Source organism: Flavobacterium xueshanense (assembly GCF_900112975.1).
Classification (GTDB): domain Bacteria; phylum Bacteroidota; class Bacteroidia; order Flavobacteriales; family Flavobacteriaceae; genus Flavobacterium; species Flavobacterium xueshanense.
Genome location: NZ_FONQ01000003.1, coordinates 19,827 through 33,691 on the forward strand (window position 1 = coordinate 19,827; position 13,865 = coordinate 33,691).

Annotated in this window: 13 protein-coding genes and 1 tRNA gene; 8 read left to right on the forward strand and 6 right to left on the reverse strand. The window is 34.2% G+C overall.

The window, feature by feature from the left end; genetic code table 11:
- Window positions 1–19 precede the first annotated feature (19 nt).
- Window positions 20–2,506 carry a DUF5686 and carboxypeptidase regulatory-like domain-containing protein gene (locus BMZ76_RS04520; RefSeq protein WP_091203545.1) on the forward strand — a complete coding sequence of 829 codons (2,487 nt, stop codon included), beginning with the start codon at window positions 20–22 and terminating at the stop codon, window positions 2,504–2,506.
- A gap of 157 nt (window positions 2,507–2,663) precedes the next feature.
- Here BMZ76_RS04520 and BMZ76_RS04525 read toward each other — a convergent pair whose 3' ends face one another.
- The 4 genes from BMZ76_RS04525 to BMZ76_RS04540 form a co-directional block, all read right to left on the reverse strand.
- Window positions 2,664–3,533, reverse strand: coding sequence for a cation diffusion facilitator family transporter (locus BMZ76_RS04525; protein WP_091203546.1), 870 nt, complete (start codon window positions 3,531–3,533; stop codon window positions 2,664–2,666).
- A 115-nt stretch (window positions 3,534–3,648) separates the two neighbouring features.
- The gene (murA, locus tag BMZ76_RS04530; protein WP_091203547.1) at window positions 3,649–4,959 is read right to left on the reverse strand and encodes a UDP-N-acetylglucosamine 1-carboxyvinyltransferase; all 1,311 of its coding nucleotides are present in this window, start codon (window positions 4,957–4,959) and stop codon (window positions 3,649–3,651) included.
- 109 nt (window positions 4,960–5,068) lie between these two features.
- Window positions 5,069–5,794 carry a DUF4290 domain-containing protein gene (locus BMZ76_RS04535; RefSeq protein ID WP_091203548.1) on the reverse strand — a complete coding sequence of 242 codons (726 nt, stop codon included), beginning with the start codon at window positions 5,792–5,794 and terminating at the stop codon, window positions 5,069–5,071.
- A gap of 87 nt (window positions 5,795–5,881) precedes the next feature.
- Entirely contained in the window at window positions 5,882–6,166 is a 285-nt protein-coding gene (locus BMZ76_RS04540; protein ID WP_091203549.1) for a DUF493 family protein, read from the reverse strand.
- 148 nt (window positions 6,167–6,314) lie between these two features.
- Between BMZ76_RS04540 and BMZ76_RS04545 the strand changes: the two genes are divergently transcribed.
- The 5 genes from BMZ76_RS04545 to BMZ76_RS04565 all read left to right on the forward strand — a co-directional run bounded on the left by BMZ76_RS04545 (window position 6,315) and on the right by BMZ76_RS04565 (window position 10,887).
- On the forward strand, window positions 6,315–6,854 hold the full coding sequence (locus tag BMZ76_RS04545) for an AAA family ATPase (protein WP_091203550.1): 540 nt from the start codon (window positions 6,315–6,317) through the stop codon (window positions 6,852–6,854).
- Between the two features lie 59 nt (window positions 6,855–6,913).
- Window positions 6,914–8,809 (forward strand): RecQ family ATP-dependent DNA helicase, encoded by a 1,896-nt coding sequence (locus BMZ76_RS04550; protein WP_091203551.1) that lies wholly within the window; start codon window positions 6,914–6,916, stop codon window positions 8,807–8,809.
- Window positions 8,809–9,756 carry a methionyl-tRNA formyltransferase gene (gene fmt, locus BMZ76_RS04555; RefSeq protein WP_091203552.1) on the forward strand — a complete coding sequence of 316 codons (948 nt, stop codon included), beginning with the start codon at window positions 8,809–8,811 and terminating at the stop codon, window positions 9,754–9,756. The genes BMZ76_RS04550 and fmt overlap by 1 nt, the downstream gene beginning before the upstream one ends.
- A 179-nt stretch (window positions 9,757–9,935) precedes the next feature.
- Complete coding sequence (locus tag BMZ76_RS04560; RefSeq protein ID WP_073017033.1) at window positions 9,936–10,208, forward strand: HU family DNA-binding protein; 273 nt, start codon at window positions 9,936–9,938, stop codon at window positions 10,206–10,208.
- Between the two features lie 118 nt (window positions 10,209–10,326).
- Window positions 10,327–10,887, forward strand: a complete 561-nt coding sequence (locus BMZ76_RS04565; RefSeq protein ID WP_091203553.1) for a YqgE/AlgH family protein — start codon at window positions 10,327–10,329, stop codon at window positions 10,885–10,887.
- On the opposite strand, the gene BMZ76_RS04570 is transcribed toward BMZ76_RS04565, so the two are convergent.
- The gene (locus tag BMZ76_RS04570; RefSeq protein WP_091203554.1) at window positions 10,884–11,723 is read right to left on the reverse strand and encodes an aminotransferase class IV; all 840 of its coding nucleotides are present in this window, start codon (window positions 11,721–11,723) and stop codon (window positions 10,884–10,886) included. The genes BMZ76_RS04565 and BMZ76_RS04570 overlap by 4 nt on opposite strands.
- 51 nt (window positions 11,724–11,774) lie before the next feature.
- The gene (locus BMZ76_RS04575) at window positions 11,775–12,167 is read right to left on the reverse strand and encodes an START-like domain-containing protein (RefSeq protein WP_091203555.1); all 393 of its coding nucleotides are present in this window, start codon (window positions 12,165–12,167) and stop codon (window positions 11,775–11,777) included.
- A 154-nt stretch (window positions 12,168–12,321) separates the two neighbouring features.
- On the opposite strand from BMZ76_RS04575, the gene BMZ76_RS04580 reads away from it, so the two are divergent.
- Both BMZ76_RS04580 and BMZ76_RS04585 read left to right on the forward strand, forming a co-directional pair.
- A tRNA-Met gene (locus BMZ76_RS04580) sits at window positions 12,322–12,398 on the forward strand.
- Between the two features lie 51 nt (window positions 12,399–12,449).
- Entirely contained in the window at window positions 12,450–13,808 is a 1,359-nt protein-coding gene (locus tag BMZ76_RS04585; protein WP_091203556.1) for a tyrosine-type recombinase/integrase, read from the forward strand.
- Window positions 13,809–13,865: the final 57 nt, after the last annotated feature.

The window sequence follows — 13,865 nt, forward strand, 5'->3', positions numbered from 1 at the left end:
TGTGAAAGAAAAAACTTTCATGAAAAAACACTACTTACTACTTCTTTTCTTAGTTTCATTTGTCAGCAATGCACAAATAAAAGGAACTGTCACGGACGAAAAAGGAAACCCCTTGCCTTTTGTCACTATTTTTCAGGAAGACACTTACAATGGGACCACTTCAAATGAACAAGGAAACTATGAATTTAATTTAAAGAAAAAAGAAAAACAAACGGTTGTCTTTCAGTTTTTAGGTTTTAAAACCCAAAAAATAATAATACAAACTGATAAATTGCCTTATTCATTAAATATAAAAATGGAGAAAGAAAGTTTTTCATTGAATGAAGTGATTATCAACAAGAAAAACAATCCGGCTTTGGCGATTATAAAAAATGCTATTGCCAGCAGAAAAGTAAACACTGTAAAAACAAATCGATTCAACGCTGACTTTTATTCCAGAGGTATTTTTAAATTAAAAAATGCCCCTAAAAAAATATTAGGCCAAAAAATTGGTGACTTCAATGGCGCTTTAGATTCTACCGGAACCGGGATTATTTCCTTATCAGAAACCTTTTCGAAAATAGCATTTGAAAAACCCAACAACTTAAAAGAAGTCGTTACTGCCTCAAAAGTAAGTGGCAGAGACAATGGTTACAGCTACAATACTGCCAGATCTTCGTTCTACGACTTTTATGACAATACCATCGATTTTGGTGTCCAAATGATTTCTCCAATAGCAAACAACGCTTTCAATTACTATAATTACAAGTTAGAAAGCACGTTTTTTGATGAGAATAAAAATATGATTAACAAAATAAAAGTGATGGCAAAGCGTGACAGCGAACCCGTTTTTGAAGGATACATTTATTTAGTGGAAGATTCCTGGGCGGTTTACGCAGTTGATCTGGATATAAAAGGCTACCGAATGAAAGAGGAATTTGTCGATGTGATGACCTTAAAACAAAATTTTAGTTACAACAACAGCAATAAAATTTGGGCAAAAAACACTCAAAGTCTCGAAATCACAGCAGGCGCTTTTGGGATAAAATTTACCGGAAAATACAATTACGTGTATAGCAATTATGAATTTATAGATGCTTTTCCTTCCAAAACATTTACAAATGAAATTACGCGCATCGAAATAAATGCCAATAAAAAAGACAGCTTGTTCTGGAATACCAACAGACCCATTCCGTTAACAATTGAAGAAAGCACCGATTATGTTAGAAAAGATAGCATTTACAAGGTCCGGAATTCCCAAAAATACCTGGATTCGATAGATGCAAAAGGAAATAAATTCAAATTATTAAAAGTACTGACCGGTTACACGTATAAGAATAGTACTGAAAAACACAGTTTTAGTTACGAAGGATTATTGAATCTTGGTTCACTAAGTTTCAATACCGTACAAGGATATAATTTTGATTCTGGGTTTCGATACACCAACTGGAAAAATCAGGAAAACAAAGGAATATACACTTCCATAAGTACAAAACTCAATTACGGTTTTGCCGAAGATCGTTTGCGTGTCACCGGACAATTTATCCACCGGTTCAACAATCAGAATTTTGCCACCTTATATATGATGGGAGGAAGTTCCGTAAAGCAATTTAATCCGAATGACCCTATCAGTAAAACTATAAACACGATTAGTTCATTAATTTTTAAGAACAATTTCATGAAGTTGTATAATTTGGAATCAGCGGCAATTGGATACAGCCAAGATATTGCAAATGGAGTGAACCTAAATGGAAAAATAGAGTACCAGCAACGCAAACCATTATTCAATAATACCGATTTTTCTTTGTTCAATAAGGACGATTTATACACGTCGAATAATCCTTTGGCACCAAATGATTTCAACACTCCAGCTTTTGAAAAACACCATTTGACGAAAGTAAATTTGCTTGCAAAAATAAATTTTGGAAACAAGTATTCTTCCCGTCCAGATGGGAAATTTAACATCCGAAATGAAAAATTTCCAACTCTATATTTAGGCTATGAAAAAGTAATTGCGGCCAATGAGAAGAAATATGAGTTTGACCATTTCAACACCCGACTGACGTATGATTTGACATTAGGAAATAAAGGGGTTGTAGGGCTAAATCTAAAAGCGGGAAAGTTTTTGAATGCAGACAATATTGCTTTTATAGATTTCAAGCATTTCAATGGAAACCAAACCCATATTGGACAATCAGCGCGTTATTTGAATGTATTTAACTTGCTCCCATATTATTCTAACAGTACGAATGACAGCTATTTTGAAGCGCATATTGAATACAATGACAAAGGCTACATCATGAATAAAATACCATTGTTGAACAAACTAAAATCAACTTTTATACTGGGTGCTCATGCACTATCTACACCCAATAACAAAACTTATACTGAAATGACAGTCGGCTTAGATAATTTAGGTTTTGGTAAATTTAAAATGCTTCGTGTAGATTATGTCCGTTCGTACCAAAATGGTTTTCAAGGTGACGGAGTTGTTTTTGGGCTTAAGTTTTTGAATATATTGGAGTAAAAAAATAATTTTAATAATTGAGTCCAATTGTCAGTTCGAGCGCAGTCGAGAACCATTATTGTATCTTGAGTGCGTTCGATGTAACAAAATCGCAACAAATTAAAAAAGGCAATAGAAAATAGTTTTGGTACCTTTTTTTATTTTATTTGATTAATAATTAATCATTTGGTTCCACATGAATCAACACATGTCCCAGTTCCGGAATTTCTTCCTGCAAAGTGTCTTTTAGTTTATGAGCCAGATCGTGTCCTTCTTTCACAGTAATATTTGAATCAACTGTAGCATGTAAATCCACGTGATATTGCATACCGGCTTTTCGAATAAAACATTTCTCGGTATCAATAATTCCGTCCACTTGAATTGAAACCATTCGAATTTGTTCTATCAAATCATCGTATAAATGTTCATCCATTATTTCGCCCAAAGCGGGTCTAAAAATAAGGTAACTGTTATAAAGGATGAATCCCGAAGCAAAAAGTGCCGCCCAATCATCAGCAGATTCATAACCATTTCCTAAAATCAAAGCAATCGAAATCCCAAGAAATGCCGCCACAGAGGTTATTGCATCACTGCGATGGTGCCAAGCATCAGCTTTTAGTGACGAACTATTTGTTTCAATACTGCGTTTCATTACTATTCTAAAAGAATACTCTTTCCAAACAATGATTGCCCCAAGAACTAATAATGTCCACGGTTTTGGCAATTGATGTGGCGTTCCAATATTGATGATACTTTCATAAGCAATAATCGTTGCCGAAGTAATCAAAAAACCTACAACCAAAAAAGTAATCAATGGTTCTGCCCTACCGTGTCCGTAAGGATGGTTTTTATCCGCTGGTCTATTGGAATATTTAATTCCGAACAGGACTAAGAATGAAGAAAAAATATCAGTAGTTGATTCAATTGCATCTGCAATTAATGCATACGAATTTCCAAAAAAACCTGCCAGACCTTTTATAATGGCCAAAGATGTATTTCCAATTATACTAAAATAAGTGGCTTTTATCGCTGTTCGTTCGCTTGACATGTATTTTATTTATAAATGAATGTAAACTAAAATCGTTTAAGTAAACTGAATTGAATTTTAAATTTAAATCCTTTCTAGCTTACTTAAACGATATTTTTTTTATGATTTATGTTATTTATGCTCTAACAATATTAGCACCAATGGCTCTCAATCGTTCATCAATACGCTCGTACCCTCTATCGATTTGTTCAATATTTTGAATAGTACTGGTTCCTTTTGCGGAAAGCGCTGCAATCAATAATGAGATTCCGGCACGAATATCTGGTGATGACATTGTGGTTGCTTTGAGTTGAGATTTAAAATCGTGCCCCATAACAACAGCACGGTGCGGATCACACAACATAATTTTTGCTCCCATATCAATCAGTTTATCAACAAAAAAAAGTCTGCTTTCAAACATTTTTTGGTGAATCAAAATATCACCTCTTGCTTGGGTGGCAACTACTAAAACGATGCTTAATAAATCCGGAGTAAATCCGGGCCAAGGCGCATCAGCAATTGTCAAAATAGAACCGTCAATATCTGTTTTCACTTCATACCCATCTACGTGAGCAGGAATGTAAATATCATCTCCACGACGTTCCAATGTAATTCCAAGTTTTCGAAACGTATTAGGGATTACTCCAAGATTATCCCAACTTACATCTTTTATCGTAATCTCCGATTTTGTCATTGCAGCCAAACCAATCCAACTTCCAATTTCAATCATATCCGGAAGAATTCTGTGCTCGCAACCGCCTAAATTTTCAACCCCTTCAATCGCCAATAAGTTAGATCCAACACCAGTAATTTTAGCTCCCATGCAATTTAGCATCTTGCACAATTGTTGCAAGTAAGGCTCGCAAGCAGCATTATAAACGGTTGTTTTACCTTTGGCCAAAACTGCAGCCATAACAATATTAGCGGTTCCGGTTACGGATGCTTCGTCTAATAACATATCGGCACCTTTCAATCCTTTTGGTGCTTCTACGCCATAAAAATGATCTTCTCTGTTATAACGGAATTTAGCACCAAGATTGATGAATCCTTCAAAGTGAGTATCCAATCTTCTGCGACCTATTTTATCACCACCTGGTTTCGGGATATATCCTTTTCCAAATCGTGCCAAAAGAGGCCCAACAATCATAATAGAACCTCTTAGAGACCCGCCTTCTTTCTTAAATGCTTCGGTTTCTAGGTAGTTTATGTTAACTTCATCAGCTTGAAAAGTATACGATCCTGATCCTGTTTTTTGGATTTTAACACCTAAATTTCCTAAAAGCGTAATTAGTTTGTTGATATCTATAATATCGGGAATATTATTGATAATCACTTTTTCCGGTGTTAAAAGAACGGCACATAAAATTTGTAGCGCTTCATTTTTAGCTCCTTGTGGCGTGATATCTCCTTTTAGACTAATGCCTCCTTCTATTTTGAAAATTCCCATTTTTTACAATTATGAGTTATAAATTATTTAGATGTAAGTTAAAAGATTACGAGGTAAAGGTTATTTCTGAAAAAATTAATAACCTAAATACTCTTAATTTATAACTGATTTACAAAGGCTTTCTGTTTTGATTTTTGTGCACTGGATTTGGTTTTCCAGTTTTCGTATTCTTGTTACTCAGAATTTTTGGCTGGCCAACCGGTAAAATTTTATTCGAAACCCGTTTGTTGGTTCGTAATAAATCGGTGGTATTTAATAATTCCTCTGTACTTTGAATCAAATTCAATTTGCCATCGGACAGTTCATATAAATGTTCGAAAATCACATCATCTTTCACCGTGTCTTTATTCCAACTCAAATACGATTTTTTCATGTGATTGGCAATCACTTTCACTAAAGCACTTTTCATCTCGCCATCTTCCCATTTATTGGCCACATCAATCATATATTTGATGTTGTTGCCGTAAAATCTGTATTTTGGGAAATTCTGTGGGTATTTTAAAACATCCGGTTTCAACTGTAAAACTTCACGCGATGGAATTGGATACGGTGAATCAGCCACTAATTTAAAATCAGACATTATAAAGATCTGATCCCACAATTTGTGCTGAAAATCAGGAACATCACGCAAATGTGGATTCAAACTTCCCATTACCTGAATAATGTATTTTGCCGCTTTGTTGCGTTCTACATCATCTTCAATTTTAGTTGCCTGATCAATCAATTTCTGCAAATGACGGCCGTACTCCGGAATAATCAAATGCGATCTCTCGGCATTGTATTCCAAATGATGCACGACATCGTTTGAGTTTTCTTTAATATATTTTGAATTCATATTCGAATGTATCTATTTTGATTCCCATGCTTTATTTCGAAAATTAGATCCATTCGAACGCAGCAAATCAAAAATTTTATGTTGTAATTAAAGGGAAATAATACCTTCTATTGTAGAAACTTCCAGGTATTTATCTACTATTTCTTGCGAATTTTTCATAGTAACATCAACAGATATGCTAGTGAATTTTCCTGTTTTGGATTTTGTAGTTTTAATAACCGCGCCCATACAATCAAAAGCCAACTCCACTCGTACTACGTTATCATTTTCTGTTGGTACAATAAATTTAAATAAGTATTCTGCTGGCCATGTATTGCTCATATCCAACTCCACTTTTAATCTATCATAAAATTCTTCAGTCTTCTTATCCATTTTTTTATTTGAAAATAAAGGCAAATATACGGTTTCAAACGTAAATTATGAATTTTGAATTATGATTTTTTGTCTAATCGCATTTTAACCGCAATGATTTTTTCAAATCCCAATAAGTTTAAGTAAATTTGCCCCTTATTTTTTAAAAGTGCAAAAAGAAATTATAGTTATCATTGGCGGTCCAGGAACAGGTAAAACTACTATCATCGACGGATTGGTCGCTAAAGGACATTGTTGTTATCCCGAAATTTCCCGTGAGGTGACTTTGGAAGCAAAAAAGCAAGGAATCGAGCAATTGTTCCTTGAAAAACCATTGTTATTCAGCGAATTACTTCTTGAAGGAAGAAAAAAACAGTTTCAAAATGCTACAAAAGAGTCTCATGAAGTTGTCTTTATCGACAGAGGAATTCCGGATGTTTTAGCCTATATGCATTATATTGGCGATAGTTATCCTGCTACTTTTGATGCCGCTTGCCGCGAACATACCTATTCAAAAATCTTCATTCTTCCGCCTTGGGAGGAAATTTACATCAGTGATGACGAACGTTACGAAAACTTCGAACAAGCGAAACTCATCTACAATCACCTTACTGAAACTTACCAGAATTACGGTTACAAACTCATAGAAGTTCCAAAAGACACAATGGATAACAGAATTCTTTTTATCTTAGACGAAATTTCTAAATAGTTTGCAGGTTTAGGATTTATGCTTTGGACTGTTTTTCAATAAAATGAAATCTATACTCTATGCAAGAAGCAGTAGCTATTCTTCAAAAATATTGGAAACACGACAAATTCAGGTCGCTACAATACGAAATCATCGATTCTGTTTTAAGCGGTCATGATACTTTTGCTTTGATGCCAACCGGCGGCGGAAAATCAGTTTGTTTTCAGATTCCAGCTATAATGAATGAAGGCATTTGCTTAGTCATTTCGCCTTTGGTAGCACTGATGAAAGATCAAGTAGCCAATTTGCAAAAGCGAAACATCAAAGCCATAGCATTGACAGGCGGAATACGATCCGAGGAAATGATTGATTTACTGGACAATTGCCAATTCGGAAATTACAAATTCCTTTATTTATCACCGGAACGTCTACAATCCGACTGGATTTTGGAACGAATAAAAAATCTTCCCATTAATTTAATTACCATAGATGAAGCGCATTGCGTCTCACAATGGGGACATGATTTCCGACCTGCTTATTTAAAAATTTCGGAACTAAAAAAGCATTTTCCAAAAGTGCCCTTTTTAGCATTGACTGCCACTGCTACGACAAGGGTCAAAGAAGATATTATCATTGAGTTGGGATTACATAAACCACAGATTTTCGAGAAATCATTTGCCAGGGAAAATATTGCTTACATGATTTTTGAGGTCGAGGATAAACTGTTCCGAATAGAGCAAATTCTGAAAAAAAATCCACAACCGTCTATAATATATGTACGAAACAGAAAATCGTGCCTAGATATTTCCTCGCAATTGAATTCATTAGGATTTAAAGCTACGTATTATCACGGCGGACTTTCGTCCAAAGAAAAAGACAAAAACATGCAATCCTGGATGAACGAAGAAGTGCAGGTAATTGTGGCTACCAATGCCTTTGGAATGGGAATTGACAAAGCCAATGTAAAAACGGTAATCCACATTCAGCTTCCGGAAAACATGGAAAATTATTATCAGGAAGCGGGACGTGCGGGACGAAATGGAGAAAGAGCCTTTGCTGTTTTATTGACCAGTCCTTCCGATAGTATTCAGGCTCAAAGCCAATTTATAAATATTCTTCCCGATAAAAAGTTCTTGAATTTAATGTATGTCAAGCTCTGCAACTATTTTCAAATTGCTTACGGAGAGGGGATCAACGAACAGTTTACTTTCAATTTGCATCATTTTTGTTTAAAATATGAATTCCCAACACTGAAAACGTACAATGCAATGCAATTTCTGGACCGACAAGGAATTATTAGCCTGTCTCAAGAATTTTCAGAAAAAATCACGTTGCAGTTTCTGATTCCTTCCAAAGAAGTGATTCGGTACATGAGTTTAAATCCAAACGACGAGGAAATTATTTTAGCAATATTGCGAACTTATCCCGGAATTTATAAAATGCAAACCGCATTCAACCTGCAACTGATTGCCAAAAAATCAAATCACAAGGAAACTGAAATTCAGGCTGTTTTACATAAATTAAAAGAAAAAAAAATTATAGAATACCATTCGAAAAATAATGACGCCACATTAATTTTCAATGAAGTTCGGGAAGATGACAGAACCATCAATCGGGTTTCGAAACATTTAGAGAATCAAAATCAGTTAAAAAAAGAGCAACTTCAATCTGTTATTCAGTACGTCAGTGAGAAAAAAGTATGCAAGAACAGGTTGATTCTAAATTATTTTGGCGAAAAAACAACTGTTGATTGTGGGATTTGCTCGTTTTGCATTACAAAGAATATAAAGAAAAAAGATGTCTCGCTGCTTTCAAGAGAAATAATTGCTTTATTGCAAGCCGAAGATTTAAACTCGAGAGACATTCAAAACAAAACTAAAAATAGTCCGGACGACGTTATCGGTGTACTTAAGGATTTATTAGAAAACAACACGATTTTGGTTAAACCAAATAACAAATATACTTTAAGATCATAATGGAAAAATTACGAATTGTTTTTATGGGAACTCCCGAATTTGCAGTGGGGATTTTAGATACCATAATCAAGAATAACTACGAGGTTGTAGGCGTTATCACTGCTACAGACAAACCAGCAGGTCGTGGACAAAAATTAAAATATTCAGCAGTAAAAGAATACGCGCTGATTCATAATCTACCTTTATTGCAGCCTTTAAACCTAAAAGACGAGGCTTTTTTAGCTGAATTGAAAACATTGAATGCTAATTTACAAATTGTAGTTGCCTTTAGAATGTTGCCAAAAGTTGTTTGGGAAATGCCATCCTTAGGAACTTTTAATCTTCATGCTTCACTCCTGCCGAATTATCGCGGCGCCGCACCCATAAATTGGGCAATCATAAATGGAGAAACTAAAACGGGTGTCACCACTTTTTTTATCGATGATAAAATTGATACTGGGGCGATGATCTTAAGTTCGGAAATCCCAATAAATGAAAATGAAAATGCGGGAAACTTGCACGATCGATTAATGGAATTAGGAAGCAAGACTGTTATTGACACTTTGGAAATGATTGAAAAAGGAAATGTGTCTACAGTTATTCAAAAAGATACGGCCGATATAAAAACAGCCTACAAACTTAACAAAGAGAATTGCAAAATAGATTGGACAAAATCAGCTCAGGAGATAAACAATCTGATTCGAGGCTTGAGTCCGTATCCTGCGGCTTGGTGCTTCTTTGGGGACAAGAACGAGGAATGGAATGTAAAAATATACAACGCTACTATAATTTCTGAGGAGCATAATTATGCGGTTGGCAGTTTGATTTGTAGCAAAAAAGAAATGAAAATTGCAGTAAAAAACGGATTTATTCAAATACTCAGTTTACAGTTTCCGGGTAAAAAGAAAATGAATACACCGGAATTATTGAATGGAGTTGCTTTTTCAGCCGATGCAAAAGTCTATTAACACCAATAAAAACGGGTGTTTCTATACTTTAATCAGAAATTATCATTGATTTATCAACAAAAAAAATAAGTTATCAACAAAATAAACTAAATTAACATAAAACGCTTGCAAGGAACGTATTTCCTACTAAATTTGTGTATTAACAATTTTTTTTAACCAACAATTAATAACTATTCATTATGAACAAATCAGAATTAATCGATGCTATCGCTGCAGATGCAGGAATTACAAAAGCTGCTGCAAAATTAGCTTTAGAGTCATTTTTAGGAAACGTAGGGGGTACTTTGAAAAAAGGTGGAAGAGTATCTTTAGTAGGTTTCGGATCATGGTCTGTTTCTGCTAGAGCTGCTAGAGACGGTAGAAATCCTCAAACAGGAAAAACTATCCAAATCGCTGCGAAAAATGTAGTGAAATTTAAGGCAGGTGCAGAATTAGAAGGTGCGGTAAACTAATTTTTGTCTCCCTTATATAATCAAAACCTTCCATCTGGAAGGTTTTTTTATACGTTTCAACGATTTTATTTGGCACTCTTATAATAAAAAACTTAAATTTAATAAAAAATCCAATCCAATGATTACAGACAAATTAAAAAAAGGATATTTGCTTATCGCAGAGCCTACGATAATTGGGGATTTATCATTCAATAGATCAGTAATTTTATTAGCTGACTATAACGAAGAAGGATCCGTTGGTTTTATTATTAATAAACCATTGAAGTACACCATCCACGATTTGATTCCTGATGTGGACGCACGATTTAAGATTTATAACGGTGGCCCGGTGGAACAAGACAACCTATATTTTATACATAATATTCCAGAACTAATTCCTAACAGTATTGAAATATCGAATGGAATTTATTGGGGTGGCGATTTTGAATCGACGAAAGAACTCATCAATAAAGGAGAAATAAGCAAAGACAATATCCGATTCTTTTTAGGATATACTGGTTGGGATGAAAAACAATTAGAATCCGAGATGGAAAACAATTCCTGGATTATCACTGCAAATAGCTACGAAAATAAAATAATTGGAAAATCAGCTACTCATTTCTGGAAAGAACAAATAATGGAATTAGGTGGAGAATACCTCATCTGGTCGAACGCCCCGGAAAATCCATATTTAAACTAAGTACTACTTATCATTTCGTTGAGTTTCTCCAACAGTTGAAGAGATATTTTCTTGGCGAAAGTTTTTTTACGATATTGTGTTATTGGTTGTATTCCTTTTATAACATTAGTTACAAATAATTCATCTGCTTTTTGAAGATCAAATGGAGAGATTACCTCTTCTACAACGTCTAAATTTTCTATCTTCTTTGCTAAACTTAGGATCTGCTTTCTCATAATCCCATTTAAGCAGCCTTCAGAAACCGGTGGCGTAATCAATTTATTACCCATCAACATAAAGATATTTCCTTGAAGTGCTTCAATTATATTCTTACTGTCATTAAGCAATAAACAATTATCTAACCCATTTTCATTTGCAAAAATACTTCCCGTTATATTGATGATTTTATTAGTCGTTTTGATAGACGACAGCAATTGTTTTGTGATGTAAAAATCTTTGTATAAATCTACTTCATATTCCTTTTTTTCGAATGAATATAGCGTGTTTTCAAGTGCTACAGCGTGAATTAAAAAAGAAATCGTATTATTTTGTGGTAAATAATATCCTCCATCGTTTCTATACACTGTAATTCTGGCACGAGAAGAAGACGTCAGTCCATTTTTATTAACTAAAGTAAGGATTTGTTCTTCCAGAAACTCCATTGTAAAATTCATGGGAATTTCCATTCGAACAACTCGCATAGAAGACATTAGCCTAAAATAATGATCCTCTAGAAAAAGAATTTTATTGTTTATTATTTTAACTGTTTCAAAAACTCCGTCGCCATATAGAAAAGCACGGTTGTGTGTCAAAATATTGGCATCCTGAGACACGATATTTCCATTAAAATTAATCATAAAAAAGCCCTAAATTTTATTCAGGGCAAATATAAGTTATAAATATGATTTTTACACAGAACCTATTAGATGTTTCAAATCAGAAATTTGATTTTCCCACAACAGTGTTGCTTCATCGACTTCATCTTTAAGAGCAAAATCGACTACCATTAAAGATACGTCTTTGGTCAGCTCATCTACTAAGATATGCAATTCAAAAAAGTACTCGGTATCTTTACTATTTTCATCTACCCACTTAAATTTCACTTTTTCACCTGTTTTTTTTGAGGCTAGTCTTGCTTTTTCTTCGGAGTCATTCCAAATAAAAGTAAAAAATTCACCACGAGAATTCACATTATCGGCAAACCACTCAGACAAACCGGATGGAGTCGATATATATTGATACAACAACTGAGGCGAGGAATTTATAGGGAACTCGATTTCATAACGTACTTTTTGATCCATGAGCTACATTTAATTTTTCGGAAATATATAGAATATAACTACATAAAAAAAGTGTTTTGAAAAATATTTTTTTTTATTAAAAATATGCTTGCAAGCTCTAATATTATTTTTATATTTGCACCCGCATTCAGGGCTGGCTTACCACCCTAATAATGGCGAGATAGCTCAGTTGGTTAGAGCGCAGGATTCATAACCCTGAGGTCCCGAGTTCAAATCTCGGTCTCGCTACCAAGGTAATTTTCTTTAAACAAGCGGTTTAGTGTACACTAAACCGCTTTTTTTATGTCTAGTATTTTATTACTTTTACAAAGAGTACACCAAAACGTACACCAAACAGTACACACTTTGACCCCAAAAAAATATTCAGAGCCTAGAATTTATACCGGAGGAGTTGACATCACTTTGTGGAATCAACTATCAAAAGAAGAGCAAAACACTGCGCTTTCGAAGGATTGGTACATCTATTATAAATTTATTGATGGGACAACTGGCAAACTAAAACGTATGCCAAACATAAAAGGCGGTGCTAATCGTTTTAAAACCAAAAAAGAAAGACTCATTATATTCAATCAATTAAGAGACTCTTTGAAATATCTTTTAGAAAAAGGCTTAAATCCTTATACAGATCCCGATTTAACCTTGCTTGAAGACGACAAACCCGCTAACAATGCAACACCTGTAATAGTTGTCCCAGAACCTGTCGCCGAAGTGGTGACGATTATTGAACCTGAAGTCAATGCACCAGAAGAACCTGTTTTGTCAATAAAGGAGGCTTTTGAATATGCATTAAAAATCAAGAAAAAATCACTCAATGATGTCTCTTATATAAATTATGAGGGAAGAATCAATCGATTTAAAAAATCTTTGGATGAAAATGAACCAGTAACATCGATTACTAGAAAAATTACGAACCAATACCTAAACGGCATTTTAGAAAATTCGAGTCCAAGAAATCGAAATAATTCAAGAATTGATTTAAGTTCCTTATTTGAAGTTTTAACTAACGATGAAATAATCCCCGAAAATTTCATTAAGAAAATAAATATTCTGAAGGCTAAACCCGAAAGAAACAAGACGTATACTCCAGAAATGCAAATGAATATTTATTCCTATCTGGAAACAAATGACCCCATTTTGTTATTATTCGTTAAATTCATTTGTTATAATTTCCTCCGACCAGTAGAGGTTTGCCGATTGAAAGTTGGTGACCTAGATGTAAAAGACAAAAAACTTTACGTTAGAGCAAAAAACAAAGCCGTAAAAATCAAAATCATACCTGAAATCCTTATTAATGACTTACCTGATTTGTCTAAATTAAATAAAGATCATTTTTTATTCACGCCTCATGAAATTGGAGCGGAATGGATCGCTACTGAAAACAATCGAAGAGACAATTTTTCAAAAAAATTTAAAACAGTCGTTAAAGATCATTTCAAATTAGGTGCCGATTATGGTATGTATAGCTTTAGACATACTTTCATCACTAAGTTGTACCGAGAACTACGCAAGAACTACTCCCCTTTCGAAACCAAGAGCAGACTGATGCTTATAACAGGCCATTCTACTATGACGGCACTAGAACAATATTTAAGAGATATTGATGCCGAATTACCTGAAGACTATTCTCATATGTTAGTATAAATCCGGATACCTATATTTTTAAAGAATGAATCCTTATTCCCGTTAACGGTAAACAAA

Coding starts and splice junctions, on each gene's coding strand:
- BMZ76_RS04520 (WP_091203545.1), top strand. CDS start 20: ATGAAAAAACACTACTTACTACTTCTTTTCTTAGTTTCATTTGTCAGC.
- BMZ76_RS04525 (WP_091203546.1), bottom strand. CDS start 3,533: ATGTCAAGCGAACGAACAGCGATAAAAGCCACTTATTTTAGTATAATT.
- murA (WP_091203547.1), bottom strand. CDS start 4,959: ATGGGAATTTTCAAAATAGAAGGAGGCATTAGTCTAAAAGGAGATATC.
- BMZ76_RS04535 (WP_091203548.1), bottom strand. CDS start 5,794: ATGAATTCAAAATATATTAAAGAAAACTCAAACGATGTCGTGCATCAT.
- BMZ76_RS04540 (WP_091203549.1), bottom strand. CDS start 6,166: ATGGATAAGAAGACTGAAGAATTTTATGATAGATTAAAAGTGGAGTTG.
- BMZ76_RS04550 (WP_091203551.1), top strand. CDS start 6,914: ATGCAAGAAGCAGTAGCTATTCTTCAAAAATATTGGAAACACGACAAA.
- fmt (WP_091203552.1), top strand. CDS start 8,809: ATGGAAAAATTACGAATTGTTTTTATGGGAACTCCCGAATTTGCAGTG.
- BMZ76_RS04560 (WP_073017033.1), top strand. CDS start 9,936: ATGAACAAATCAGAATTAATCGATGCTATCGCTGCAGATGCAGGAATT.
- BMZ76_RS04565 (WP_091203553.1), top strand. CDS start 10,327: ATGATTACAGACAAATTAAAAAAAGGATATTTGCTTATCGCAGAGCCT.
- BMZ76_RS04570 (WP_091203554.1), bottom strand. CDS start 11,723: ATGATTAATTTTAATGGAAATATCGTGTCTCAGGATGCCAATATTTTG.
- BMZ76_RS04575 (WP_091203555.1), bottom strand. CDS start 12,167: ATGGATCAAAAAGTACGTTATGAAATCGAGTTCCCTATAAATTCCTCG.
- BMZ76_RS04585 (WP_091203556.1), top strand. CDS start 12,450: ATGTCTAGTATTTTATTACTTTTACAAAGAGTACACCAAAACGTACAC.